Source organism: Bradyrhizobium sp. OK095 (assembly GCF_900109945.1).
Classification (GTDB): Bacteria; Pseudomonadota; Alphaproteobacteria; order Rhizobiales; family Xanthobacteraceae; genus Bradyrhizobium.
Window position 1 is genome coordinate 331,735 of record NZ_FOBX01000001.1, and the last position, 26,188, is coordinate 357,922.

Below are 26,188 nucleotides of genomic sequence, written 5' to 3' on the forward strand. Positions count from 1 at the left end.
GATACAACAATGTATCGAGTTGATAATTTCAGGGATGGTTACGCCGGGCGTTGGGCTGCGCTCAGCGTATTCGTGTCATGCGGCAACCGGTTTGAGGTCACCATGAACGAGCAAGTGCAACCCACCCAAGTTGAACCTGCCGGCGGCGATCCGCTGTTCAACCCGCTGTCGCCGGACTTCATCCGCGATCCCTATCCGCATTATGACCGGCTGCGCGCGATCGATCCGATCCACGTAACCCCGTTCGGCCATTTCGTCGCCAGCCGTCACGCCGACGTCGGCCTCGTGATGCGCGACAAGCGTTTCGGCAAGGATTACGTCGAACGCTCCAAGCGTCGCTATGGCGACAAGATTATGGACGAACCGGTGTTCCGCAGCATGAGCCACTGGATGCTGCAATCCGATCCGCCCGACCACACCCGCCTGCGCGGCCTCGTCGTAAAAGCCTTCACCGCGCGCCGTGTCGAGGACATGCGGCCGCGGATCCAGGAGATCGTCGACCAGGCCATCGATGCTGTGATTGATCGCGGCCACATGGACCTGATCGAGGACTTTGCCTTCCGCCTGCCTGTCACCATCATCTGCGACATGCTCGGCATCCCCGAGGACCATCGCGAGACCTTCTACAAGAGCTCGCGCGACGGCGGCCGGCTGCTCGATCCCGTGCCGCTCACGCCGGAGGAGATCGCCAAGGGCAACGCCGGCAACATGATGGCGCAGATGTATTTTCAGCAGCTGTTCGAGCTGCGCCGCAAAACTCCCGGGGACGACCTCATCACCCAGCTGGTGCAGGCCGAGGAAGACGGCAACAAGCTCACCAATGAGGAGCTGACCGCCAACATCATCCTGCTGTTCGGCGCCGGCCACGAGACCACGGTCAATCTGATCGGCAACGGCCTGCTCGCGCTCCACCGCAATCCGGACCAGCTCGCGCTGCTCAAGGCGCGGCCGGAACTGATGGCGGGCGCGATCGAGGAATTCTTGCGCTATGATTCGTCGGTGCAGATGACCGGGCGCGTGACGCTCGAGGACATCGAGGATCTCGGTGGCAAGAAGATCCCGAAGGGCGAGACCGTGCTCTGCCTGCTCGGCTCGGCCAACCGGGACCCCGCGGTTTATCCCGATCACCCCGAGCGGCTTGACGTCGTCAGGCCAAACGTCAGGCCGCTGTCGTTCGGCGGCGGCATCCATTTCTGCCTGGGGGCCCAATTGGCGCGGATCGAGGCCGAGATCGCCATTGCGACGCTGCTCCGCCGGCTGCCAAACTTGCGCATCGACGACGTCGAGAACCCCAAATGGCGGCCGACTTTCGTGCTGCGCGGCCTGACGCAGCTCCCTGCCAGTTGGTAATCGCTGCCAATCCTCATCCTGAGGAGCGCGCTAGCGCGTCTCGAAGGATGACAGGCCCCCGCTGCATCCATGCGGCGATAGCCGGGCCTCGCCCTTCGAGACGGCCGCGTTCCGCGGCCTCCTCAGGGTGAGGGTCTCGCACCAGCGTTAACCTCCGCGCGCAACAGTCGCTGTGACTTCGCCACACTTCCCCCTATATAAGGGGCTGTTCCGGCGCGCCTGAGGCCCTCAGGTTTGGCCCGGGCCGGTTTGGCCGAGGGGAGACCCGTGCAGACGACGCTGCTCGGATTGGCGATTGCCTTTATTTTAGCGCTGCTAGCTGCGCTGATCGGGCCTTACTTCATCGACTGGAACCAGTTCAGGCCCCAGTTCGAGGCGGAGGCTGGCCGGATCATCGGCGTGCCGGTGCGGGTTGCGGGCGAGCTCGACGCGCGGCTGCTGCCGGCGCCGACCCTGCGGCTGCGTTCGGTTACCTTCGGCGGCAACAACGATCTCGGGCGCCTCCGCGCCGACAAGCTCGACGTCGAATTCAGCCTGAGCTCCCTGATGCGCGGCGAATGGCGCGCCACCGAGCTGACGGTCAACGGCATGGCGGTCGATCTCGGCCTCGATGCCAGGGGGCGGGTGGATCTGCCGTCCACTGCCAGCGGCACCTTTAACCTCGCCTCGCTCGCGATCGAGCGGCTGAACCTCACCGGCCGGGTCGCCCTGCATGATGCCGCCAGCCGTTCGACCTTGGAGCTGAACGACATCGCCTTCTCCGGCGACGTCCGCTCGCTCGCCGGCTCGGTGCGGGGCGACGGCAATGTCACGGTCGCAGGCACGCGCTACCCGTTCCGAATCTCCTCCGGTCCGAGCGCCGACGGCAGCGCCACCCGTCTCCATCTCAACATCGATCCCGGCGAGCGTTCTGTCTTGGCCGATCTCGAAGGCGTGCTCGCCTTCGACAACCGCCTGCCGAAATTCGACGGTGCGCTGACGCTGGCCGTTCCACCAACGAAGAAGGCGGGCGAGGCCGGGCCTATGCCCTGGAAGCTCACCGCAAAACTCAAGGCCGATCCGGCCGGCGCCAAGCTCGACCAGATCGATGCGAGCTTCGGCGTCGAAGACAACGCGCTGAAGCTCGGCGGCGTCGGCGACCTCAGGTTCGGCGCCTCGCCGCTGCTGCGCGCGGTGCTCTCGGCGCGCCAGATCGATGCCGACAGGCTGGCGGCCAAGGACGATGCCGAGCCGCTGCGTATCCTGCCGGCGTTGCGGGCGGGGCTGGCGGCGATCCCGCAGGCGCCGATCCCCGCGCAGATCGAGTTCAACTCCGACCAGATCATGCTCGGAGGCCGGCCGCTGCAGAACATCGCGGCTGAACTCAAGACCGACGGGCGATCCTGGACCTTCCAGCGGCTCGAGCTGCGCGCGCCCGGCATGACGCAGCTCTCGCTCAACGGCGCGACGCCCGGCGCCGACAGCTTTAGCGGCCGTCTCAGCGTTGAATCCTCCGATCCGGATACGCTGGTGGCTTGGCTCCAGGGCCGCAGCGAGGTCAACCGCCGCAGCACGCGGCCGCTGCGGCTTGCCGGCGACGTGACCATCGCCGCCAACCATCTCGCCATCGACAGGCTTAAGGCCGACATCGAAGGCGGCACGGTCGAGGGCCGCATCGGCTTCGTGCAAACCGGCGCAAGCAAGGGTTCGCGGATCGACGCCGATATCAAGGCCGACCGTCTAGACCTCGACGCCGCCGCGAGCTTTGTGCGCGCGCTTGCGGGACCGCAAGGCGAATGGCCGGAGGAAGCAAAGCTCTCGCTCGATATCGGCCGCGCCATCTCCGCCGGCCAGGAGCTGCGGCCGTTTGCGGCAAAACTCGGCTACGGCGCGAATTCCTTGTCGCTGGAGCAGTTGCGGTTCGGCCAGACCAGCGGCGTGACCACCGAGGCGAGCGGCAGTTTTGATCGTACCAAAGCCACCGGCAAGCTCGCGCTGAAATCTTCCGCGAATTCGCTGCGTGAACTGACCGCGCTGATCGAGCCGTTTGCGCCCTCGGTGCGCGCTCGCTTCGATGCGCTGCCGTCACTGCCGGGCGCGACCCGCCTGAAGCTCGATCTCAGCCTCGACAAGAACGCCGAGCACGCCGATCGCGGCGATGCCCGCGCCGTGCTCGATCTCGACGCGCCGCAGCTAAAGGCCACCGCGACGCTGATCGCGCAGACGCCGCTCGCGGCCGTCAACGGCATCGACATCGACCGTTTGCGCAACAGTGATTTTACGCTGGAGTCGAAAGTGTCGACGCCGCAGGCCGGCGCATTGCTGGCGCTGTTCGGCCTCGATCGCATGGTCGCCGCAGGCGAGGGCGCTTCGCAATTCGAAGGCAAGGTAAGCGGCGCCTGGCGGCAGCCGCTGCAATTGAACGCAAAGCTCAGCGGCGGCGGGCTCGACGCGGACGCGCAGGGCAGTGTCGAACTGTCGGAGCCGAAAGCCAACGTGAATCTGCGCGTGCGCAACGTCAACCTCGCGCCGCTGTTCGGCACTGGCACGGCGGACAAGTCGACGCAGAGTGTCAGCCTGTCGTCTCGCCTCACGCTTTCCGGAAATCGCCTGACCTTCGACGACCTCGACAGCAACGCGGCTGGCTCGCATTTGCGTGGCCATCTCGCGGTTACGCTCGATCAGGAGAAGAGCGTCGACGGCGAAGTGGGCCTCGATACGCTCGACCTTGCGCCTGCGCTGGCGATGGCGATCGGGGCGGCCGGACACGATGGCGGCGAGCCGCTGAGCGCAGGGCTGCTCGGTGGCTGGCGCGGCCGCATCGCCTTCCAGGCGTTGCGCGGCATATTGCCCGGCGGGCTCGAGCTGCGCCCCTTCGGCGGGACGATCCGGAGCGATGGCCAGTCGCTCGCGCTCGATGCCCTCAAGGGCGGCGTCGGCGGCGGCGAGATGTCGGCGAGTTTCGATGCGCGCAACGGCGCCAATGGCGTCGCGATGAATGCGCGTATCGAGCTCAGCAATGTCGATGCGACCACGCTGCGCTACCGCGACCTCGCGCTGCCGAAGGGACGCGCCTCGATGCAGATGGCGCTGACGAGCCAGGGCCGCAGCCTCGCAGCGCTCACGGGTGCGCTCGCCGGCAACGGCACGGTGACGCTGGACTCGGCCGAGATCGCTGGCCTCAACCCGCGCGCTTTCGAGATCGCCATCCGCGCCAGCGATGGCGGCCAGGTCGCCAACGACGACAGGCTGCGGCAGCTGGTCGAGCCCGCGCTGGCGGCAGGTCCGATCGCGGTTGCCTCGGCGCAGATCCCGTTCACGATCCGCGACGGGCGTTTGCGCGTCGGCGCGACGCCGTTGGAGGCCAAGAACGCTCGCGCCATCGTCTCCGGCGGCTACGACATTCCCGCCGACCAGGCCGACATCCGCGCCAGCCTGACGCCGATCATGACCGGGCTCTCCGGCGCCCCGCCGGAGATCCAGCTGTTTGCGGCAGGTCCCCCCGACAGGCTCAACCGCACCGTCGATCTGGCGCCGCTGTCCTCGTGGCTCGCGGTGCGCACGATCGATCGCGAGACGCGCCGGCTGGATGCGATCGAGCGCGGCGAGCCGCCACCGGCCACCGCCGCGCTGCCGACGCTGGTCTCGCCCGATCCCGCGCCGGAGCCGTCGCTGACCGACGTGCCGATGCCCGGCCGCGATCCGCGCCGCGCGCCACCGCCCAAGCCCAAGGCCGCACCGACGCCGAAGGCCCCGCAGGCCGCGCCCGCAGCGCCAAGCCCGCCACTCACAAGTCCGCCGCTCGCAAGTCAGCAGGTCGCCCCGCTCCCGCCGCCGATCGAGGTGCGGCCCGCTCCGGGTCCTGCGCCCGCAAAGCCCAGGCCGAAGCCGCCGCTGGTGCTGACGCCGTCGAATCCGTGAGGCGGGGTTAGTTCGGAGAGATCGAGCCGCGAGCTCCTCTTACCTCTCCCGCTTTCGGGAGAGGGAGCGCACCTGTTGCCCGCCGGTAAACCCATTCCTTCGCATTTTAACGAATTTTCGTCGACAAAACTGCTGCACCGGTTTTACCGGATCTGCGCGTTTGTTCCCTAGTCTCTCTCCCAGAGGAATTCGACATCGCGCCAGCACAGGCGGGATGGCTCGCCAAAGAACGACCAAGAACTGGGGTGATCGAGATGAACGGGGCGAAATCGCTTCTACAGGATCTGGACGACGCGATCGCGCGCGGCACAGACGAGAGCCGGGCGAAGGCGTTGTGGCATGCGACCGACATTCTGATCACCGGCCGCTATAGCGACGACGAGATCAGCATGTTCGGCGAGGTCATCGGCAAGCTCGCCGACGAGATCGAGGTCGCCGCGCGGGCGCAGCTCTCGGACGTGATGTCGGCGTGCGATCACGCCCCGCTCAACGTCATCGCAAAACTCGCCCTCGACGACGAGATCGCCGTCGCCGGCCCCGTGCTGCGCGACTCCAATCGTATCGACGAGAAGATGCTGGTTGAGAGCGCGATGACCAAGGGCCAGTCGCACCTGCTCGCGATCGCCCAGCGCAAGTCGATCGGCGAAGCCGTCACCGACGTGCTGGTCAAGCGTGGCGACCAGCAGGTCGTGACCTTCGTCGCCAAAAACGAGGGCGCGCGCTTTTCCGGTTCGGGCCTGCTGCACATGGTGCGCCGCGCCGAGGGCGACTCGATTCTTGCCGAACAACTCGGCCTGCGCAAGGACGTGCCGCGTCACGTCTTCCAGCAGCTGATCTCGAAGGCGTCGGAAGACGTCCGCCGCCGGCTCGAGATCGAGCGCCCGGAAATGATGGCGCAGATCCAGAGCTCGGTGACCGAGGTCACCGGCGATCTCCAGTCCAAATTCGGTCCGTCCTCGCGCAGCTATTTCGTCGCCAAGCGCGTGGTGACGACGCAGTACCGCCAGGGCAACCTCAACCAGGACTCGATCTCGAACTATGCCCGCCAGCACCGCCTCGACGAGGTGCAGATCGGCCTGTCGCTGCTCTCGGCGCTGCCGGTCGACGTGATCGAGCGCGCGATGATGGACCGCAACCGGGAGATCCTTCTGGTGCTGTGCAAGGCGCTCGATTTCTCCTGGGACACGACCATGTCGCTGCTGTTCCTCGGCGCCAAGGATCATCTGATCACGGCGCGTGAACTCCACGATAACGAGCGCGATTTCGGCAAGCTCAAGATCGAGACCTCACGCAGCGTTTTGAAATTCTATCAGTCGCGCAAGACCGGCGCGGGTGCCGATTCCACCACGGGCCGTCAGCCCGAGCTCCAGGTGCACTAAGCAGCTGCACTGAGCGAGAGGGGAGTATTTGCCATGTTGCCTCAATTCGGCACCGCCGTTCGCAAGACCAAAAGCCTCAACGCCGAGACCGGCGGATCGGCTCCTGAGAAGGCTTCCGTCGACGTCGCCTGGCTCGTGATGGAGGCCGCCAACGATCTCGGCGACCACGCCGCGATCGACGCCTGCCGTCGCGTCATCGACGCCGAGCTGAACGGCACGGTCGCCGGCAGTGCGGATATCGATCTGGTAATGGGTTATTTCAGGTAGGCGGCGATGGCGGTCCTGGCGCGCGTGTAGCACTCTCTCTTCCTGCGCGCCGGCGAGGCCTTCAAATTCTCGTGGCCCTCAAGTTCCGATGAGCTTCCGCAGCTCCGCAATCATCTTGTCGGACTGGAACGGCTTGGAAAAGAAGCGGCTGCCTTGCGGCAGTTCGTCTTGATCGACCTGTTTATGCCCCGAAACGACGACTATCTTCACCGGCGGCCAGCGATTGCGAACGGCGTGGGCGAGCTTCACGCCATCCATTGAACCCGGCATGTGGATATCGGTGAACAGCAGCGTGATGTCAGTGCGGCTTTCGAGAACAGCGATGGCCTCGTCAGCGTCCTTGGCCTCGATGGCGGTAAAACCTGCCTCTTCGACGATGTCGATGGCATGAAGGCGGAGAATGGCGTCGTCCTCGACGACGAGTACTGCGTAAGGTCTGGTGCCCGCGCTCATTTCGGTTCTTCGCTTTCCGCCAGCTCGGCTAATACGGTTTCGAACCGGCAAACGACGCCTTCAGGCCGATACTCGACTTTGACGGAACTTCCAAAATCGGATGACAATGTGCTTTCGATGAGACGGGAGCCGAAGCCGCGACGAGATGGCGGTGCAACGACCGGGCCGCCGGATTCGCGCCAGAGAAAGCAAAGGGAACGCGAGCTTCCCGAGGTGGTGCAATCCCAGGTCACATCGATCGTTCCACCGGGCACCGACAGCGCGCCGTATTTGGCCGCGTTAGTTGCCAGCTCATGAAGGGCGAGCGACAGCGAGAGCGCCTGCCTTGCGGTGAGGTCGACTGAAGGGCCCTTGGTGCGAATGCGTCCTTCGCCGGTTCGGTGAGGTTCAAGAGCTCCCTCGACGACGATCGGCATCGGCGCGCTGGTCCAGCTGGACTGCACCAGCACATCGTGAGCCTGGTTCAACGCGTGAAGGCGCGCATCGAAAATCGTCCGCGCTTCCTCCTTTGTCGTCGCCGTCCGAAAAGTCTGACTGGCTATGGCGCCTACCATGGCCATCGTGTTTTTCATGCGGTGCTCAAGCTCGCGCGTGAGAAGTTGTTGTTGCAGTTCAGCGCGCTTCAGTTTGCTGATGTCTCGGATGGTGCCGATAAACCGGGTTGCCGTGCCGTTCTCAAAAATGCCTTTGCCTTTGGCGGAGCACCATCGTTCTATGCCGTCCTCAAATCCGATCGTCCGATATTCAATATCGTATTCGCCAGCTCCGTCCGGCTGCATCGCGTCCAGGCAGGCCTTTTCCGTGGCCTCCCGGTCCTGGGGATGGATGCCAGCCAGGAATATTTCGAACGAAATCGGTCTGCCGGGTGTCAATCCGAATAGTTGGTAGCAGCGGTCATCCCAATTCAAGACGTTCGCCTGCGGATCGAAATCCCACGTTCCGATATCGGCGGCGCTGAGCGCGAACGCCAAACGCTGCTGGCTTTCGAACAGCTGCTCCTCGATTTCCTTCTGGTCGTCGATATCAGTGTTGGTGCCGACCCAGCGGGTGATCTTGTCGACCCCGTTTCTGATCGGAAGAGCGCGAGCCAGATGCCAGCGGAATGATCCGTCCGCGCGACGCAGCCGGAACTCGACCTGATAGGGCGTTCCGTTTTGCAGTGCTTTTTCCCATGCCGATGCCGCGAAGCCAATATCGTCGGCATGGACCATTTGCGGCCATTTGTTTCCAGCGAGATCATCAGAATCCAAGCCGCTGTAGGTGAACACCTGGTCATTGAACCAGTCGAGCTCTCCGTCCGGAGTGGCCGACCAGACCTGGTTTGGCATGGCCTGGGCGAAAGTCTTGAACCGGGTCTCGCTCTCCAGAAGCGCTTGCTCGGCGGCTTTGAGATCGCTGATGTCGAGAGACACGCCGGACATCTTGCCGGGTTGTCCGTTCAGATCCGGCACAAGCCGACCGCGGATCAGGACCCAACCGGATCGTTCGTTAGGTTTCAAGATCCGATACTCGATATCGTAATCGACGCCGGTTGCGATGGTGCGCTCGACCGCTTGCTTCATCCGTGCCCGGTCTTCCGGTGCGACGGCGTTGCAAAGGTCCTCATAGGTAAATTCGTCAGCGTCTACCCGGCCGAAATTTTCCTTGCAGACGTCGGAGGCCGTCAAGACGCCGGTTGTGAGATCGAGATCCCAATGGCCGAGGCGTCCCGCATTCAGTGCCATCCGCAAACGATGTTCGCTGTCCTTGAGCGCCTGGTCAGCCAGGCGTTGTTCGGTGATGTCACGCGAGACCGAGAGCAGCCGGTCTGGTCTGCCTTGGGCGTCCCGTATCAGGGTCACGGTGACGTCCCACCATTTCGGTGTCCCCGCCATTGTGGTCGCAAAACCCTGGAAGTGTCCAATTTCCCCGGTTTGCGCCTGTTTGACCGCAGCCTTGGCGGCGAAATTGCCTTCGTCTTGCCAGAGATCCGGCCATGAGCAGCCCTGGATGGCGCCGAAGTCAGAGACTTCCATGACGCGCTGACCAACCTCGGTCATGAAAATGAGATGGCCCTCGAGGTCGAGGATCTTGATGCAATCCCCGGACGAGCCGAGAAGGCTGCCAAGCAACGAGTTCAAATCGGAGACGGGAAGAGATGAAAGGCTCACTGCGCACTCAAATCATCATCACTCCAGAAGCGGGAGTGCTCTCAAAAAAACGTGGCACGCACGCGGGCAAAATGACAATGGCGCCGCCCCTTCAAAGTTCCATATCCTGGTGATTTTTCGACAGCGCTACCTAGCCCACGGCGTTCGGCCGGGCAATGGCCCGGCCGCCTGCTCTTCCGACCTCTAGGCGTTCGCGCCGCCGTCGACGGTCAATGTCGTGCCGGTAATGTACTTGGCCTTCGGGCTCGCCAGGAACGCCACGGCATTGGCGATGTCGTCCGTCGCGCCATACCGGCCCAGTGCCATGGCGCGAACACGCGCATCGCACGCAGCTGTGACCTAACGAACCTGCGGATGCAGGTAACGAGCGAAGCTCCTCTGCGTACAGCCTTCAGCGAGCGTATTTCGCAAGCTGCTGGTTGCACAATCCGGGGAGGCATTTTCGTATGAAAGGGTTCAATATCGCTGAGAACGGTGGCGGTTCTTATCGTCCGCTCGCCATTCTCCGCTGGGTCATGGTGATCATATTCGTATCGTTCGGAATGCAGAAGTTCACGCTGCAATCGGCACAGGGCATCGTCCAGTTCATCATCAACAGTCCATTCACCTCCTGGCTGTCGGTGTTCGGCCTGAGGGGAGAGGCCTATTTTCTCGGTGTCGCTGAATTCGTGATTGCCGCGCTGCTCGCGGCCGGCAGCTTCAACCCGATCCTGTCCGCGCTCGGCTCATTGATGGGCATGGTGACCTTCGCGATCACATGGTCGTTCTTCTTCACGACGCCCGGCGTGGTCACATGGAGCCTTTCAACCGATCCAATGGCATGGAATCTGACCGGCGAATTCCTGTTCAAGGATATCGTCCTGCTGTGCGTCTGTGCCGTGTTGTTTCTCGCCTCCCTGCCGCAATCGGTCGCCCGGCTGCGCACCGGCTGAGCGTTGGGTCGAAACCCATCATTGACTCCCGGCGTGTTGAGGCGTGATGGGTTTCGCTGCGCTCTACCCATCCTGCGGGCTGAACGCCAGACATGCAGTTTGGGCCGATCGACCGTCCTCGCGTGAGCGTCATCATCCCGGTCGATGTGTGAGCTCGAACACCTTCTTCTGGTGCGCAGCGGCCTGCTTTGCGCTTAGAGTCTGCGTCAGCAACTCGAGCCCACCTTCGTCATCATCATCACTGCGCGACAGGGCACGATCCCTGTATGCGAGACGGTTGGGATCACGGGAGATTTTAATGCCCAGAACGGCGAGACGCGACAGTGCAGCGATCGTGACGACTGTCTTGCGTGCAATCTCAAAAATCAGCTTCGGCCAGAACAACAGCGTGCTCTCGGCAGCCAGGCCCGGACGTCGTTCGGAGGGATGACGCAAGCGCAAGACCCCGCTTTGCAGCGGATGGACCTGCTCGAGTCTTTGCGTCAACGAGAACGTCAGCAGCAGCTTCACCAGGCTGCTCAGATTGACACCGGTCGCTGCGCCGCGGAGCAGCAGCGTTTTCATGTGCTCGGGCGTATAGTACAGTGCCCAGGCATCGCGGTAGATCGCCTTCCACTGGTCTTGCGACATGCGGGAATGCGCGGTGCAGACGTGCTCGAGGTCATAATTGTTGAGATCGGGATCCATCGGGATTTTGGCGGTCCAGAGCGTCTTGTGATCCTCCGAGCCTGGCAACGGGGTGAGGCAAAAGAACTCGAGGATATCGATCGGCAGCTCGCGTTGGATGATTTCAATATCATTGCGGATCGACTCGGGCGTATCGGCGGGGAATCCCAGGATATAGCCCGCGAGCGTGAGGATGCCCTGGTCTTTCCAGGCCAGAAGCATCTGGCGATATTCGGTGATCTTGTTTTGCCGTTTTTTCGCCGCCAGCAGATTGTCGGGGTTGATGTTCTCGAGCCCGATGAACACGCGCGTCACGCCCGCGCGTTTCGCCTTCTCGACAAAATTCGGGATCTTGTGACAAAGCGTATCCACCTGGATCAGAAGCCCAAGGGGAATGCCCTGGGATTCCCGCAGCCAGATCAAGCGATCGAGGATTTCCTCCCAATGCTTGTTGCGCGCAAAATTGTCGTCGGTGATGAAATATTTGTAGACACCTTGTTTCCAGTTGCTTCGGACCAGCGCCTCGACATCGTCGGGCGACCGGAAACGCGATTTGCGTCCCTGCACATTGATGATGGTGCAAAACGAGCATTGGTAGGGACAGCCGCGTCCGGCATCGAAGCTGGTACTCAGGCCCAGGGTCCGCCGCACGTTTTCAACGGGCAGGAAAGGCGTCGGCGTGCCGTCAATGCCTGGCAAGTCGTTGAGGAAATTGTAAGTCGGCTTCAACTGGCGGGCCACGGCGTCGTGCAGGACGATATCGAGGCGACCTTCCGCCTCACCGGCAAACAGAGAAACGCCCATGGCACGGCCGGCGTCCAGATCGACCGCGCTGCCGTCGAGCATCGCCAGGCAACCCGAGACGTGAAAGCCGCCGATCGCGACCTGAATGCCGGCTTTGCGCAGCGGACGGGCAATATCGAGCGCGCGAGGATACTGGTTCGACTGCACGCCGACGAGCATGACAACACCGAAATTGTCGTGCCCCGAAAAGCGTCCTATTAATTGTGGAATGTCGACCCAGGTGCTGAATTCGTCGATCGCCTCGATATCGATCTCGACGTCGGGTCCCAGCACGCGACGTGCCAGGCAATCCTGGGCAATTCCATAGACGCTGGCGAGCGAGTTCGAGGGAATTGTCGCCCGCCACCACCGGATCACATAGCCATCTTCGCCATAATGTGACGGTTTTATAAGCACCAGCTGGAATCGGCGTTTGGGGGGTAGGGCCGAAGCAGACATGGGTCACTTCCCGTTCTAGACCCCTTTAGCTAGCACGTTTCGGTCATTTGTGTTGCGACAGTGTGTGTCCGCTTCGGTTCAAATGCAGGCCTTGATGGCCGGTTAGCCCTTCAGGACGGTCCGTAGGATGGGTAGAGCGCAGCGAAGCCCATCCGACACGCCTGGGCCTCCCACCGCCGGATGCGGTAGATCACGACGTCCTCGCCGTGATGTGTCGTGGTCTTCTCGAGAAAATAGTTCGCCTTCTCCAGCACGCGGCGCGACGCGCCATGTGCGACAAAGACGAGGCCAATGAGCGACGGCAGTTTCAGCGGTGACGGTTGTATCTGCGCCTGATAGCCTTGCTTGAGGCACGGTCGAATGAGCTCACTGGTGCTCATGATTTCTAACACAACCTAACGAGCAATTTGTGCGGCGTCGGGCCAATGTCGCGGCATGAAATCGGCCGGCATTTTCAAAAAACACGATTATCGACGGGAGATCGCATGACGTCCAGGACGCAAATCGAATTGCTGCCACGATCGGCAAATGTTTCGCGCCGCGGCTTTGTGGGAGGCCTGTCGGCCGGTGTCCTAAGTGCGGTCGCGACTGAGGCGGCCGGCGCCGAAACGCTGGCCGAAATCCCCGATCGCGGGCCCGGCGCCGATCTGAGTGCTCACAGCGAGCGATCCCGGTTCGCCAAGATTGATCGCATTCCCGAGTCGACCCCCGGCAAGCGCAACATCGACCCCGGCGATGCCATCAATTCCAAGACGCCGCATCAGAAGCTGGTGGGCAATATCACGCCGACAGACCTGCACTACGAGCGCAGCCATTCCGGCGTGCCCGACATCGATCCCGCGCAGCACCGGCTTCTCATCCATGGCATGGTCTCGAAGCCGCTGGTCCTCAGCGTCGATGATCTCAAGAGGATGCCGTCGATCTCGCGAATCGTGTTCATCGAATGCACCGGCAACGGATGGGAGAACTGGAAGAAGGCCGATCCAGACATCACCGTCCAGAACACGCATGGCCTCGTCAGCACCAACGAGTGGACCGGCGTGCCGCTCAAATTCCTGATCGACCTCGTCGCCAAGGACAGGGCCTCGAGCTGGATGCTCGCGGAGGGCGGCGATGGGGCCGGCGTCGACCGCAGCATTCCCCTCACGGACGAGATCGTGAACGAGGCCTTCGTCGCCTATGGGCAAAACGGCGAGCCGCTGCGGCCCGCGCACGGCTTTCCGATGCGGCTGGTGATGCCGGGCTTCGAGGGCAATCTCAACATCAAATGGCTGCGCCGCCTCAAATTCGGCAACGCGCCCTGGATGACGCGCTGGGAGACCGCGCGCTACACGCAGTTGCTGGCCGACGGCAAGGCGCGGCAATTCCAGTTGAGGATGGAAACCAACTCCGTCATCACGCAGCCCTCCGGCATGATGCAGATCCAGCCGGGCTATAACCGCATCTCAGGTCTTGCCTGGAGCGGCCATGGCAAGATCGCCAAGGTCGATATTTCGACCGACGGCGCGAAGACCTGGAAGCAAGCGCAATTGAGCCAGCCGGTGTTGTCCAAGGCCCAGGTGCGTTTCCAGATGGATTGGGAGTGGGACGGCAAGCCGACGAAGATCGTGAGCCGCTCGGCTGACGATCAGGGCAATGTTCAGCCGGACCGGCAGTCTTTCATCGCCGCGATGGGGACAAATGCGCTGTTTCACTACAACGCCCAGCAGACCTGGAGCATCGACGAGGCCGGGAGGGTTCGCAATGTCCTCGCATAAGTTGGTTCTCACGGGCGTGCTGGCCATCGCCCTGCTCGCGGCACCCGCACTGGCCTTCGATTTTGGCCGTCCGGCGACACCGCAGGAGATCAAGCTGTGGGACATCGACGTCGGTCCGGACGGCAAGGGTTTGCCTGACGGCAGTGGTACGGCAATGCAGGGCAAGCAGATCTTTGCCGACAATTGCGCAGCCTGTCATGGCGACAACGGCCAGGGCGGCATCAAGGATCGCCTCGCCGGTGGACAGGGCACGCTCGCCTCCAACATGCCGGTCAAGACCGTCGGCAGCTTCTGGCCCTATGCGACGACCTTGTTCGACTATGTTCGTCGCGCGATGCCGTATCCGACGCCGGGCTCGCTCAGCACCGATGAGACCTACGCAGTCACCGCCTACATCCTCAGCCTGAATGGCATTGTCGCCGCGGACGGCAAGGTCGACAAGGACAGCCTGCCGAAGATCAAGATGCCCAATCGCGACGGCTTCATTCCGGAGCCGGAATTCGATCCGACCAAACTATTCCGGAAAAGTGAGCGGCGACGATGAGGATTTCGGCGCTGATCAAGATCCTCGCCCTGATCGTAGTGTTATGTTTATGGGAGACACAGGCCATGGCTACGGACGGACTCATCACCATCAAGAGCAGTTTCGGGCCCGAAGACACCATGAAGCGGCTGGAGGCCGAAGTGAAGGCGAAGGGCCTCACCGTGTTTGCCCATGTCGATCATGCCGCGGGCGCCGCCGCCGTGGGGCTGACGTTACGGCCGACTGATTTGCTGATCTTCGGCAACGCCAAGGGCGGCACGCCGTTGATGCAGCAGGCGCAGACTGCCGGCATCGACCTGCCGCTGAAGGCGCTGGTCTGGCAGGACGAGCAAGGCGCGACCTTTCTGTCCTACAACGACCCGGCCTATGTCGCGGGACGTCATGGTGTCGGCGAGCCGGCCAACGCCGCGATTGCCGCAATGACCGGCGCCCTGAATGCGATCGCAACCAAGGCGACTGCACCGTAGCGCGCGCTTGAGGAGAGCTCCATGAACAGCACCGACCTGCAACAGGCACCATCCGCTCCGTCAGGCGGCAAGCTCGCGAGATGGCTCGTCATCGCGCTGTTATGCGGGATGCTCGTGGCCGCGTGCGTTCTGGGCTATCTCGGCTGGACCAGCACGGACACCAGCGTGCCGGCGTCGGGCTATGTCGCGCTTGTGCTCGGCGTCGTGTTCTCGCTCATCGTCGGCGTCGGCCTGATGGCGCTGGTGTTTTACAGCAGTCGCAAAGGCTATGACGAGCCCGCGGTGCTGATCCCGGAGCCGGAGAGCGATGCGGAGGATGGACCCGGCCGCTCTTGATGAGGGGCCGGGCGATATCAGCGCCGGTGAGATCGCTTGGACTCCGTGTCGCGCTCCGCCTTCACCGCGCTGAGCGCCGCGGCCAGTTCGTCGATATGATAGGGTTTCGGCAAAATCTGGACACCCGCCAATTCAGCGTCATGAACTGCGGCCTCGGAGTATCCGCTGGTCAGGAGGACGGGTAAGTCGGTTCGCCGTCTCTTGATTTCCCGCGCCAACTCGACCCCATTCATTCCGCCGGGCATCATGATATCCGAAAAAACCAGGTCGACAGCGCGGCCGTCGGCCAGGGCACCAAGCGCGGCGGCGCCACTCGCAGCGTGCGTCACGTCGTAGCCGAGCTGTCCCAGCATCTCGCTCACCAGTGCTGCAACCTCGTCGTCGTCCTCGACCAGAAGGATTCGGCCGTGGTTGTTCTTTTTCGGCCGCACCATGTTGAGATCGATGAGGTGGCGCTCTCTGGAAGGCACGCTGAGCGATCGCGGCAAATAAAGTTCGATGCTGGTGCCTTTGCCGACTTCCGATCGAATGCGGACCGCACCCCGTGACTGGGTCGCAAATCCGTGGACCTGGGCAAGCCCGAGGCCCGAGCCCTTTCCGATCTCCTTGGTCGTGAAGAACGGCTCGAAAACGCGCGACAGGATCTCCGGCGCTATGCCGACGCCGGTATCGACGACGGACAGGCGCACGTAGTCCCCGGCGATCTGCTCGTCATTCAGGTCGGGCAGGTTTTCTCCTCGCACAACGATCGTGCCGCCATTGGGCATAGCGTCGCGGGCGTTGACGGCAAGGTTGAGGATCACGAGTTCGAGCTCGCCGGGATCGACCTCCACCGGCCAGAGCGTGTCCGGAAAGTCGAACTCGACGTGAACGTCGCCTCTCAGGCTGCGATCGAGCAATTCGCGCATGCCGCCCATTTGCGAGGCCACGTCGACGGGCTCCGGCCGGAGCGTCTGGCGGCGGGAGAACGCAAGAAGCTGCCTGGTCAGGCTGGCCCCACGCTGTGCGGCCTGCACCATTCCGTCCATCAAGCGGCGACGGCGGGCAGGGTCCGACTGACGGTCGAGCATGTCGAGTCCACCGGAAATGACCATCAGCAGATTGTTGAAGTCATGCGCCACCCCGCCGGTCAATTGGCCAATGGCTTCGATTTTCTGAGCCTGGCGGAGCGTCTCCTCGACCCGTGTGCGCTCGTTCATTTCGAGTCGCAATTGCTCGTTGGCTTCCTCGAGCGCCCGGGTGCGCTCGACCACGAGTTTTTCGAGCTGCTGGGCCGTCTGCTCGCGCGCTTCCAGCAAGGCCCGGATCTCATATTGTCGCCGCCGAGCCCGCATCGCCGATTGAATCGCGCTGGTCAGCGTGATCGGCTGAACCGGCCGTTCGAGCAGCGAAACATTGCGGAGGAGGGCGACGATGCCGCGGCGCCAGGCGACGACGGCCGGCTGCTCACGATGGCTGGTGAGGATGACAAAGGGGAGGTCGGACCACGGCGGCTGTCTCTCGATCCATTGCGCAAGCGGCGTCGTGTCCTGTCCGAACAGACCTTCCTCGGCAAGAAAAACGGTGCCAACCCCGGCGTTCATCTCGCTGACGAGATCAGGGAGATTCCGGCAGTTGATCGCTGGGAGTTTCGCACTACGGAAAAGTTCGGCGGAAGCCGGTCCGTCGCGTCCGATCGGAGCGAATATGAGAATCTGTTGATCCCGATCGGCGCTCATCCGGTGGATCCTTCCGGCATCGCCGCACCGGTGTAATGCGGATTGCCGGAAAAGATGCCGCTGAAGTCATGGAGCGGCGGGCCGAGCTTGATGCCTGCGCCGCTGAGGCTGAACTCGCGGATGGTATGCTCGTGATGGCCGCTGCGCTTCTTGACAACCGACAAGGCGCGCCGAACTGTTCCGCTCATCTCGAAATAGCGCAGCATGATGACGGCGTCGCTCAAATAGCTGATGTCGAGTGGCGAATCCATCGCCCCGACAAGCCCATGTTGAGCAAGTATCAAAATGGTCATCACGCCTTGCTGCGCCAGATAGCTCAGCAGCTCGTGCATTTGCAGGATGAGAAACCGCTCGTCCGGCATCGCGTTCAGGTACCCGTTCAGACTGTCGATGATGACGACGCGGGCACCGTCGACTTCGACGCTCCTCCGCACATTTGCGACGAACTCCCCTGGCGAAAGCTCTGCCGGGTCGATCTGTTGAAAACGGATATGTCCGGACTCGACATATTGTTCGAGAGGCAGGCCCAGCGTTCGGGCGCGTGCTTCGACCGTGCCGCGACCTTCGTCGAACGCGAAGAAGGCGGCATGTTCGCCACGTTTCGCTGCCGCTGTTGCGTAAGTGAGTGCAACGGACGACTTGCCGACTCCGGCCGAGCCAATGAGGAGCGCGTTCGTGCCACGCTCGAGGCCGCCGCCCAGGAGCTGGTCGAGCTCGGCGTTGCCGCTGGGAGTGCATTCACCGAGAAACGCCGTGTGATGTTCGGCGGCGACCAGCCGGGGAAAGATATTCAGGCCGCCGGCTTCGATCGTGAAATCGTGGAATCCGCCGCGAAACCTGATGCCGCGCATCTTGATCACGCGAAGCCGTCGCCGCTCCGATCCGTAGTCGATCGCAAGCTGTTCGAGCATCACCACGCCGTGGGCAATCGAATGCAGTTGCACGTCATCCTGGGACGACGAAAGATCGTCGAGCAGAATGACCGTGCAATTGCGTTTGGTGAAGAAATGTTTCAGGGCGAGAACCTGGCGCCGGTAACGCAGCGGGTTCTGGGCGAGGAGGCGCAGTTCGGACAGGCTGTCGAGGACCACGCGGGTGGGATTGATGCGTTCGACTTCCTTGAATATCAGATTGGTCGTTTCGGTCAGCTCCATTTCGGCGGGCTGGAAGACCGTGAGCTCGCGCTCCGGATCGAGCGTCGTCTCCGGCGGAACCAGTTCGAAGATGTCGAGGCCTTCGAGCGACCAGCCGTGCCGCCGCGCCACCAGGTTGAGTTCGCGTTTGGTTTCGGACAGGGAAATGTAGAGCACGCGTTCGCCACGACGGACGCCCTCCAGCAGGAATTGGAGCGCCATGGTGGTTTTGCCGGTGCCGGGCCTGCCCTCATAGAGGTACATCCGGTTGGCGTCGAAGCCTCCGCACAGGATGTCATCCAGTCCGTCGCTGCCTGTCGAGATCCGCGAATCTTCAAGCTCACTGTCGTCGGCGGTGCCGGACGTACTGTTCATTGAATAAACCCCCTGACGCTTCTCCACACAGGAGCGCTGCTCGTCCAGCATCGGTGGATAGGCTGACGGTCCGAGCCTGGACCGAAAGAAACACTCTCGGAGAAACGCCACTGGGGTCGCCGAGTTCCATGCGCCGACCATGTGCGCAAATCCACTGTTGCGGGGGGCGTTTCAGCCCAACGCAGCCGGATGCGGGTGCTACAAGTCTTCAGGTCAAGAAGATGATCAATCTCACTTGGGGAAGCGCCACAAGCCTGTGGCCCGGCTAACCAGCTCGCTTCTCGGTTCTACGATCCAGCGCATCAGCCTCCGCATCGAACTGCTTCGAGAGGTCGCGGAGCTTTCTCGCGTCTTGGATGCTGCCGATGGTGGTGGAGAGACGCTCTGCTCTGCGCGCCTTGTCCCGCAATTCGTCTGACGCTCTGCCCATTGAGACCGTATCCGTGGAATGTCGAGTTAACGAAGGATACGCGGAAAAGTTCCCTAGATTTCGCTGGCCGGCTTACCCGCTTTGCCGATGATGGCATTGTGCCAGTGTTTTGCCCGACGGTGCAACCAGCCCGTAGCCCGGATTGCGCCGCGCTCCATCCGGCTACGGCAGGATCATTTTTCACCCGCGTAAGCCATTGATTTCACAGCCCCGTCTACTGTGCATGGGGTTGTTTTCGCAGTTTTAGTTTCGAGAGGGACTACCCCGCCCCGAGCGCCACCGCGACGTTGTACGTCACGAGGCTCGCCGCATAGGCCAGCACCAGCATGTAGGTGAAGGTTGCCGCCATCCATCCCCAGCTTCCGGTCTCGCGCCGGATCACGGCGAGCGTGGAGGCGCATTGCGGGGCGAAGATGTACCAGGCCAGCATCGACAGCGCGGTCGCGAGCGACCATTTCGTCGCCAGCACCGAGCCGATCTGCTCGGCCGCTTCCTTGCCGCCTTCGATCGCATAGACGGTGCCGAGCGCCGCGACCGCGACCTCGCGCGCCGCCATGCCCGGGATCAGCGCGACCGCGATCTGCCAGTTGAAGCCGACCGGAGCGAGCAGCGGCTCGATCGCCTTGCCGATGATGGCGGCGAGGCTGAAGTCGATGGCGGGCTCGGTGGCGCCCGCGGGCGGCTGCGGGAAGGAGGCCAGAAACCAGATCAGCACCATCATCGAGAAGATCGTGGTGCCGGCGCGATGGAGGAACATCTTGGCCCGCGTGTAGACACCGAGTGCGATCGATTTCAACTGCGGCATCTTGTAGTCCGGCAGCTCCAGCATGAACGGCGCCGGCGCAAAGTCGCGCAGCATGAAGAACTTGATCAGGAACGAAACAGCGAGCGCGCTGACGATGCCGGTGGCGTAGAGGCCGAACATCACGAGGCCTTGGAGGTTGATGAAGCCCCAGACGTCCTTGGCGGGAATGAACGCGGAGATGATCAGCGTGTAGACCGGAATGCGCGCCGAGCAGGTCATCAGCGGCGCGATCAGGATCGTGGTCAGCCGGTCGCGCTTGTTGTCGATCACGCGCGTCGCCATGATGCCGGGAATGGCGCAGGCAAAGCTCGACAGCAGCGGAATGAAGGCGCGGCCGTGCAGGCCGGCGCCGCCCATGATGCGGTCCATCAGGAACGCTGCGCGCGCCATGTAGCCGAAATCTTCCAGCAGCAGGATGAACAGGAAGATGATGATGATCTGCGGCAGGAACACGATGACGCTGCCGACGCCCGAGATCACGCCGTTCTGAAGGAAGCTCTGCAACAGGCCGGCGGGCAGGGTGGCGTGCACGAACTCGCCGAGCGCGTCGAAGCCGTTGTTGAGCAGATCCATCAGCGGCTGCGCCCAGGCGAACACCGCCTGGAACATCACGAACAGGATGAGCGCAAGCACGATCAGGCCGCCGACAGGGTGCAGCACCACGGCATCGATCCGCGCGGTCCAGGTGTCGGGGCGAGCAGGCAGGCTGACGCAGTCGCCGATGATGCGGTCGGCCTCGCGCTGGGTGGCGCGCAGCTCGGCGACGCTGAGCGCGTGCCAATTGTTCTCCTGCGGCTCGGCGGCGAGCTTTGCCGAAATGTCATCCGTCAGCGCCAGCAGGTCGGCCGTGCCGCCCTTGCGCACCGCGATCGAGGTGACCACGGGCACGCCGAGCTCCCCGGCGAGCCGTTCGACGTCCACCGTGATGCCGCGGCGGCTGGCGATGTCGAACATGTTGAGCACGAGGATCATCGGCCGTCCCGTGCGCTTGAGCTCCAGCAGCAGGCGGATGGTCAGGCGCAGATTGGTGCTATCGGCCACGCACAGCACGAGGTCGGGCACGGTCTCGCCGGAGGCCTTGCCGAGCACGAAGTCGCGGGTGATCTCCTCGTCAGGGCTGCGGCCGCGCAGCGAATAGGTGCCGGGCAGGTCGACCACCGAGACCTGGCGTCCCAGGGGCGTGACGAAGAAGCCTTCCTTGCGCTCGACGGTGACGCCCGGATAGTTCGCGACCTTCTGCCGGCTGCCGGTCAGGGCATTGAACAGCGAGGTCTTGCCGCTGTTGGGCGTGCCGACCAGGGCGAGATGCAGCAAGGGTAATTCCATGTTTTTAAAGGCCTGGGATCAGATGTCCGGTCGCAATCTAAGCGACGATAATGGCCATGGCTTCACGACGGCGGACCGCGATCGTGATGTTGTCGACCCGCACGGCGATCGGGTCGCGCCCGACCAGCCCCTCGTGCAGGACCTCGACCCGGGCGCCCTCGACGAAGCCGAGCTCGATCAGCCGGCTCTCGAGCTCGATGTCGGAGAGCGCCGAGCCCGCGTCCTTGGCGGAGAGGTGCTGGATGATTCCGGTATAGCCGCGCTGGGCCAGGCCCAGCGGCATCTCGCGGCGCGTGTCATGGATATCGGTCATGCCCTGTATTTTCAACGCAGGGCATTGAGGTCAAGCGCGCTGGCACGCCGAAGCTGCACCTTAGAGTGATTTTAAAGTGCAGATCACGAAGCCGTGGGCAAAGCGCCCCGACGGCGACTAGGCCGGGACCTTGTCCGCCTGGATGGCGGCCATGGCGCGGCTCTTGAAGTAGTCGAGCACGAACAGGCGGATCGCCGAGGACAAATTGCCCTGCTGGCGGGCGCCATCGATCTCGCCGACCAGCTCGGACAGCGTCATGTTGCGCAGGCCCGAGATCTCCTTCATGCCGTTCCAGAACGCCTCTTCCAGGCTGACGCTGGTCTTGTGGCCGGCGACCACGATCGATCGTTTCACGACGGGCGACTTCATGACTGGTCCTCGTGATCGATCTGATGCTGGTCCAGGTGCGCCTTCGCCTTGTCCGCGCGCGTCTCCTCCGCCGACCGTTCCGCCTTCGTGCGGCCGAACTTCGTTCGGTTGACGTCCGCCTGCTTCGCCGAGGCTTCCCGCTCGGTGCGCTTCCTGAAACGATTCAGGCTGATGACGTTCCCCATGCCGCGTCTCCATCATCCGATCCTCCTCAGGCAGGATGAAACATTCAGAAACAGAGCGCCATGCTGCGCCCCACAAGACTTGATCGCCATTCGCTCGTCCTCGTCAATCGGCCGCTCGGGCCATCAAACGATGAATTAGCCCCGTCAAGGGCGGAGAGGCCGTGCGTAACATGCCGCCTCGCCGCAACATTGACGGTAATCAAATCCTGTCCTTTAAGCCTTATATTTATGAGCCTCAGGGCTCCGTATCATTACGGATGACTATCGGAATTCGGAATTCACCCGGGCCGCGTCATCTTCTCGGGTCGCACCAGGCGGTCGAATTCGTCGCTGGAGACGAAGCCGAGACGCAGCGCTTCTTCTTTCAGCGTGGTGCCGTTGGCGTGTGCGGTCTTCGCCACCTTGGCGGCGTTGTCGTAGCCGATCTTCGGCGCGAGCGCCGTCACCAGCATCAGTGAACGCTCCATCAGCTCCTTGATGTGCTTTTCGTCGGCGCGGATGCCGCTGACGCAATGCTCAGTGAAGGAGCGCGCCGCATCCGCCATCAGGCGGATCGAGTGCAGCATGTTGTAGGCCAGCACGGGCTTGTAGACATTGAGCTCGAAATGGCCCTGGCTGCCGGCGACCGTGATGGCGGTGTGATTGCCGAACACCTGGCAGCACACCATGGTCATCGCCTCGCACTGCGTCGGATTGACCTTGCCCGGCATGATCGACGAGCCCGGCTCGTTCTCCGGCAGAACGAGCTCGCCGAGGCCAGAGCGGGGGCCCGAGCCGAGCAGGCGGATGTCATTGGCGATCTTGAACAGGCCCGTTGCGACCGAATTGACGGCGCCGTGGACCAGCACATAGGCGTCGTTCGAGGCCAGCGCCTCGAATTTATTGGCGGCGCTGGTGAAGGGGAGTTTCGTGATCCCGGCAGCGTGCTTTGCGAACAGTTTTGCGAAGCGCGGCTTGGAGTTGAGGCCGGTGCCGACGGCGGTGCCGCCCTGCGCCAGCGGATAGATGTCCTTCACTGCGACCTTCAGTCGGGCGATGCCGCTCTCGACCTGTGCGGCATAGCCGGAGAATTCCTGGCCGAGCGTCAGCGGCGTGGCATCCTGGGTGTGGGTGCGGCCGATCTTCACGATCCTGGCAAACTCCTTTTCCTTCTTGCGCAGCGCGCGGAGCAGCTCACCGAGGGCAGGGACGAGATCGGCATTGATGCGGCTTGCGGCCGCGATATGCATCGCGGTGGGAAACGAGTCGTTCGACGACTGGCTCATGTTGACGTGATCGTTGGGATGCACCGGCTTCTTGGCGCCGAGCTCGCCGCCCAAGAGCTCATTGGCACGGTTGGCGATGACCTCGTTGAGGTTCATGTTGCTCTGGGTGCCCGAGCCGGTCTGCCACACCACCAGCGGGAAATGGTCGTCGAGCTTACCCTCGATCACCTCGCGCGCGGCGCGGATGATCGCGTTCGCGCGGCGCTGATCGAGCAGGCCGAGCTCGAGGTTGGACTGCGCGGCCGCAAGCTTGACGATGCCGAGCGCATGCACGAGTGAGATCGGCATGCGATCCGTGCCGATGCGAAAGTTCTGGCGCGAGCGTTCGGTCTGCGCCCCCCAATAACGATCGGCGGGGACCTCGATGGGTCCGAAACTGTCGGTCTCAGTGCGGGTGGCGGAGGGAGCGGTCTTTGGGCGGGCAGCTTTGGCCATGAGCACATCCATTCTGCCGCACGAAACGCCGCGCGGCCCTGTCATGTGCTTCTCTATATAGAGAGTTTGGCCCGGCGCGACGGCTTCGGGCCCAACCTAGATCATTTCTTGCGGAAACGATCGAGCCGCACAACCTCGGCGCCGCCCTGGTTCGGCGCGGTCGGCTCGTCGGCGCCGTCCGCCGCTTCAGTGGCGGGTGCGGGCACCGCTATGGCCGACGGCGCGGGAGCGGCCGGCAATGTTTCGGGCGCGGCGTCGGCGACATCGGAGGTTTCGAACTGGAGGCCGAATTTCACCGAGGGATCGAGGAAGCTCTTGATGGAGCTGAACGGCACGATCAGCCGCTCCGGAATGCCGCCGAACGACAGGCCGACCTCAAAACGGTCCTCGAGCACGGTCAGATCCCAGAACTGGTGCTGGAGGATGACCGTCATCTCTTCCGGGTACTGGGCCAGGAGCCGCGGCGAAATCTTCACGCCCTCGGCCTTCGAGACGAAGGTGATGAAGAAATGGTGCTCGCCCGGCAGTCCATGGGACGCCGCATCGGTCAGCACCTTCCGCAGCACGCCGCGCAGGGCGTCGCGGGCCAGCACATCGTATCGGATATGATCGGTCACTATCGTGGTCCTGTCGCATTCCAGGAGTTGGGCCCTGCCGGCCCGACTCGCCAAGCCGCAATAGTACCGCGCCTGACGGGTCAGCAGGAGTCCCCGCCGGGAAGGAAATTAAGAGGTAAGTGGAGGCTTCTGTTGCCAGGTGCCTCCGAACCCCGCCTAACGGAGCTTAACCCGTTAGGACTTCAGAATGGTTTTTCAAACTGCGTTACGCAGCCTGAGCAACCGGAGCAAAGTTGTCGTTGGCAACTATTGCATAGCCCGATAACGGCGGAACAATACCGAGAAAAAGAACGCCCTTTACGCCCTCGTCGATCCTATTTCGCCCCCGCCGAAGCTCACCTTTCGGTGGGCCAAGCCCCTTGTCGATGAGCTTTGGTGGAGGCGCCGGGTACCGCCCCCGGGTCCGAATGGTTTATTACGACGACCGTTTATTTCCATAGCCGGCGAACCGGCACCCCCAATATAGGGGGCAAAGGTTTCAAATGACAGGTGTTTCGAGCGGAGGCCTGCGGTTCCCTTGGGATAGGTTCCGAACGGCGATCCATATGACCTTGGCCCCGAAGCGGCCTGCGTTCTAAGCTCCTGACATGTCCCCGGATTCCGCACCGGCCGCGCAAGAGCCGGATATCCCCGCCGCCCATGCCCCACCGCCCGGCCTACTCGCGCTGTTCCTGGCCTTTGCCCGGATGTCGCTGGCCGGTTTCGGCGGGGTTTTGGTGTTTGCCCGGCACGCCATTGTCGACCAGCACCGCTGGATGACGGCGGAGGAGTTCAACGAGACCTTTGCGCTCTGCCATTTCCTGCCCGGACCCAACATCGTCAATTTGTCGATGGTGTTCGGCTCGCGGCTGCGGGGGATCGCGGGTGGGGTTGCCGCCTTTACCGGGCTGTTGCTGCCGCCGACGCTGATCATGACCGTGCTCGCGATCATCTATGCCCGGTTCGGCGATGTGGAGGTGCTGCGTCGTATTCTGGCAGGCATCTCCTGCGCCGCGGTCGGCCTCTTGATTGCGGTGGTCTTCCGCATGATGACGCCGTTGCTCAAGCGGATGGACGTCGTCGTGATCGTCCTGATGCTCGGCGTGTTCGTGGCGATCGGCGTGCTCCGCCTGCCGCTCCAGGCGGTGCTGCTGGTCGCGATCCCCGTCAGCATCGGCGTCACCTACGTGATGCGGCGGAAGGTAGCAGCATGAACAGCGAGAGCCCGATCTGGGCGCTGATCTCCACCTTTGGTCTAATGTCGCTGTTCGCCGTCGGCGGCGCCGCGGCGGCGGTGCCTGAGATGCATCGCATCGCGGTCGATGTGCATCACTGGATGACCGAGAAGCAGTTCGCCGACGCCTATGCGATCGCGCAGCTCTCGCCAGGTCCAAACGTGCTTATCGTGACGTTAATCGGCTATGCCGTCGCCGGCATCCCCGGCGCGCTGGCGGCAACGCTGGCGATGTGCCTGCCGACGGCGCTGCTTGCCTATTATGTCAGCCGTCTCCTGAGCCGGCCCAGCCAATCGCGCTGGCCCGCCCTGATTCAGGCTGCACTGGTTCCGCTTTCGATCGGATTGATGGCAGCCAGCGCCCTGATCCTCGCCCAGTCCACCGATCGGACTTTTGTTGCACTGCTTCTGACCGCGGCGGTTGCAGTTGTCGCATCCATCTCGCGCATCAATCCGCTGTGGCTTTTGCTCGCTGGGGGCCTGTTGGGTTTTGCTGGCATTGTGTAATGAAAATCGCTAGGCAGTGGGCCGGGCGGGGGGATCCTTTTTCCAGCCGATTAG

At 63.0% G+C, this 26,188-nt stretch carries 21 protein-coding genes, 1 other RNA gene and 4 pseudogenes; 11 read left to right on the top strand and 15 right to left on the bottom strand.

The annotated features are described in order from the left end of the window. Positions 1-102: 102 nt before the first annotated feature. Positions 103-1,350, top strand: a complete 1,248-nt coding sequence (locus BMW89_RS01585) for a cytochrome P450 (RefSeq protein ID WP_092022021.1) — start codon at positions 103-105, stop codon at positions 1,348-1,350. 267 nt (positions 1,351-1,617) lie between these two features. Beyond that, a pseudogene (locus BMW89_RS38660) lies at positions 1,618-1,980 on the top strand (AsmA family protein); the annotation flags it as partial. Between the two features lie 1,089 nt (positions 1,981-3,069). On the opposite strand, the pseudogene BMW89_RS38665 reads toward BMW89_RS38660, so the two are convergent. Next, positions 3,070-3,276, bottom strand: a pseudogene (locus BMW89_RS38665) (hypothetical protein); the annotation flags it as partial. A gap of 2,228 nt (positions 3,277-5,504) precedes the next feature. On the opposite strand from BMW89_RS38665, the gene BMW89_RS01595 reads away from it, so the two are divergent. Together BMW89_RS01595 and BMW89_RS01600 are read left to right on the top strand one after the other, a co-directional pair. Next, a complete protein-coding gene (locus tag BMW89_RS01595; RefSeq protein WP_177195771.1) occupies positions 5,505-6,629 on the top strand; it encodes a DUF2336 domain-containing protein in 1,125 nt (374 codons plus the stop codon). Positions 6,630-6,662: 33 nt separating this feature from the next. Beyond that, positions 6,663-6,896 carry a hypothetical protein gene (locus tag BMW89_RS01600; protein ID WP_092022027.1) on the top strand — a complete coding sequence of 78 codons (234 nt, stop codon included), beginning with the start codon at positions 6,663-6,665 and terminating at the stop codon, positions 6,894-6,896. Positions 6,897-6,974: 78 nt separating this feature from the next. Here BMW89_RS01600 and BMW89_RS01605 read toward each other — a convergent pair whose 3' ends face one another. From BMW89_RS01605 to BMW89_RS01615, 3 genes and pseudogenes are all read right to left on the bottom strand, one after another. Beyond that, positions 6,975-7,349, bottom strand: coding sequence for a response regulator (locus BMW89_RS01605; protein WP_092022029.1), 375 nt, complete (start codon positions 7,347-7,349; stop codon positions 6,975-6,977). Then, on the bottom strand, positions 7,346-9,499 hold the full coding sequence (locus BMW89_RS01610; protein WP_092022030.1) for a PAS domain-containing sensor histidine kinase: 2,154 nt from the start codon (positions 9,497-9,499) through the stop codon (positions 7,346-7,348). Before BMW89_RS01610 ends, BMW89_RS01605 begins: the two co-directional genes overlap by 4 nt. A 183-nt stretch (positions 9,500-9,682) precedes the next feature. Next, positions 9,683-9,805, bottom strand: a pseudogene (locus BMW89_RS01615) (SDR family oxidoreductase); the annotation flags it as partial. 140 nt (positions 9,806-9,945) lie between these two features. Here BMW89_RS01615 and BMW89_RS01620 point away from each other — a divergent pair. Next, the gene (locus BMW89_RS01620) at positions 9,946-10,431 is read left to right on the top strand and encodes a YkgB family protein (protein WP_092022032.1); all 486 of its coding nucleotides are present in this window, start codon (positions 9,946-9,948) and stop codon (positions 10,429-10,431) included. Positions 10,432-10,563: 132 nt separating this feature from the next. Here the strand turns inward: BMW89_RS01620 and BMW89_RS01625 are convergent, their stop codons facing one another. Next, positions 10,564-12,339: a B12-binding domain-containing radical SAM protein gene (locus BMW89_RS01625; protein WP_092022034.1), complete on the bottom strand. Its 1,776-nt coding sequence runs from the start codon at positions 12,337-12,339 to the stop codon at positions 10,564-10,566. A gap of 110 nt (positions 12,340-12,449) precedes the next feature. Further along, positions 12,450-12,650 (bottom strand): annotated as a pseudogene (locus BMW89_RS01630) (hypothetical protein); the annotation flags it as partial. A gap of 174 nt (positions 12,651-12,824) precedes the next feature. Here BMW89_RS01630 and soxC point away from each other — a divergent pair. The 4 genes from soxC to BMW89_RS01650 are packed head-to-tail and all read left to right on the top strand — an operon-like array spanning position 12,825 to position 15,443. Then, positions 12,825-14,096, top strand: coding sequence for a sulfite dehydrogenase (soxC, locus tag BMW89_RS01635; RefSeq protein WP_092022036.1), 1,272 nt, complete (start codon positions 12,825-12,827; stop codon positions 14,094-14,096). Next, positions 14,083-14,640: a c-type cytochrome gene (locus BMW89_RS01640; protein WP_092022038.1), complete on the top strand. Its 558-nt coding sequence runs from the start codon at positions 14,083-14,085 to the stop codon at positions 14,638-14,640. Before soxC ends, BMW89_RS01640 begins: the two co-directional genes overlap by 14 nt. After that, the gene (locus BMW89_RS01645) at positions 14,637-15,107 is read left to right on the top strand and encodes a DUF302 domain-containing protein (RefSeq protein WP_092022039.1); all 471 of its coding nucleotides are present in this window, start codon (positions 14,637-14,639) and stop codon (positions 15,105-15,107) included. The genes BMW89_RS01640 and BMW89_RS01645 overlap by 4 nt, the downstream gene beginning before the upstream one ends. 21 nt (positions 15,108-15,128) lie before the next feature. Continuing rightward, the gene (locus BMW89_RS01650) at positions 15,129-15,443 is read left to right on the top strand and encodes a hypothetical protein (RefSeq protein ID WP_092022041.1); all 315 of its coding nucleotides are present in this window, start codon (positions 15,129-15,131) and stop codon (positions 15,441-15,443) included. 17 nt (positions 15,444-15,460) lie between these two features. Here the strand turns inward: BMW89_RS01650 and BMW89_RS01655 are convergent, their stop codons facing one another. The 9 genes from BMW89_RS01655 to ssrA all read right to left on the bottom strand — a co-directional run bounded on the left by BMW89_RS01655 (position 15,461) and on the right by ssrA (position 24,906). Further along, positions 15,461-17,161 (bottom strand): response regulator, encoded by a 1,701-nt coding sequence (locus BMW89_RS01655; protein ID WP_092022043.1) that lies wholly within the window; start codon positions 17,159-17,161, stop codon positions 15,461-15,463. Then, positions 17,158-18,669 (bottom strand): ATPase domain-containing protein, encoded by a 1,512-nt coding sequence (locus BMW89_RS01660; protein WP_092022045.1) that lies wholly within the window; start codon positions 18,667-18,669, stop codon positions 17,158-17,160. Before BMW89_RS01660 ends, BMW89_RS01655 begins: the two co-directional genes overlap by 4 nt. A gap of 689 nt (positions 18,670-19,358) precedes the next feature. Next, complete coding sequence (gene feoB, locus BMW89_RS01665; RefSeq protein ID WP_092022047.1) at positions 19,359-21,230, bottom strand: ferrous iron transporter B; 1,872 nt, start codon at positions 21,228-21,230, stop codon at positions 19,359-19,361. Between the two features lie 37 nt (positions 21,231-21,267). Next, entirely contained in the window at positions 21,268-21,543 is a 276-nt protein-coding gene (locus BMW89_RS01670) for a FeoA family protein (RefSeq protein WP_092022049.1), read from the bottom strand. Between the two features lie 117 nt (positions 21,544-21,660). Next, complete coding sequence (locus tag BMW89_RS01675; protein WP_092022051.1) at positions 21,661-21,912, bottom strand: ribbon-helix-helix domain-containing protein; 252 nt, start codon at positions 21,910-21,912, stop codon at positions 21,661-21,663. Continuing rightward, complete coding sequence (locus BMW89_RS01680) at positions 21,909-22,097, bottom strand: DUF4169 family protein (protein WP_092022053.1); 189 nt, start codon at positions 22,095-22,097, stop codon at positions 21,909-21,911. Before BMW89_RS01680 ends, BMW89_RS01675 begins: the two co-directional genes overlap by 4 nt. A 278-nt stretch (positions 22,098-22,375) precedes the next feature. Beyond that, positions 22,376-23,809: a class II fumarate hydratase gene (gene fumC, locus BMW89_RS01685; protein WP_092022055.1), complete on the bottom strand. Its 1,434-nt coding sequence runs from the start codon at positions 23,807-23,809 to the stop codon at positions 22,376-22,378. 89 nt (positions 23,810-23,898) lie between these two features. Then, entirely contained in the window at positions 23,899-24,417 is a 519-nt protein-coding gene (locus BMW89_RS01690) for an SspB family protein (protein WP_092023307.1), read from the bottom strand. 115 nt (positions 24,418-24,532) lie between these two features. Beyond that, positions 24,533-24,906, bottom strand: a transfer-messenger RNA (tmRNA) gene (gene ssrA / locus BMW89_RS01695). A gap of 95 nt (positions 24,907-25,001) precedes the next feature. Between ssrA and BMW89_RS01700 the strand changes: the two genes are divergently transcribed. Together BMW89_RS01700 and BMW89_RS01705 are read left to right on the top strand one after the other, a co-directional pair. Continuing rightward, on the top strand, positions 25,002-25,607 hold the full coding sequence (locus BMW89_RS01700) for a chromate transporter (protein WP_092022057.1): 606 nt from the start codon (positions 25,002-25,004) through the stop codon (positions 25,605-25,607). Continuing rightward, on the top strand, positions 25,604-26,134 hold the full coding sequence (locus tag BMW89_RS01705; RefSeq protein WP_092022059.1) for a chromate transporter: 531 nt from the start codon (positions 25,604-25,606) through the stop codon (positions 26,132-26,134). Before BMW89_RS01700 ends, BMW89_RS01705 begins: the two co-directional genes overlap by 4 nt. The last annotated feature ends 54 nt before the right edge of the window (positions 26,135-26,188 follow it).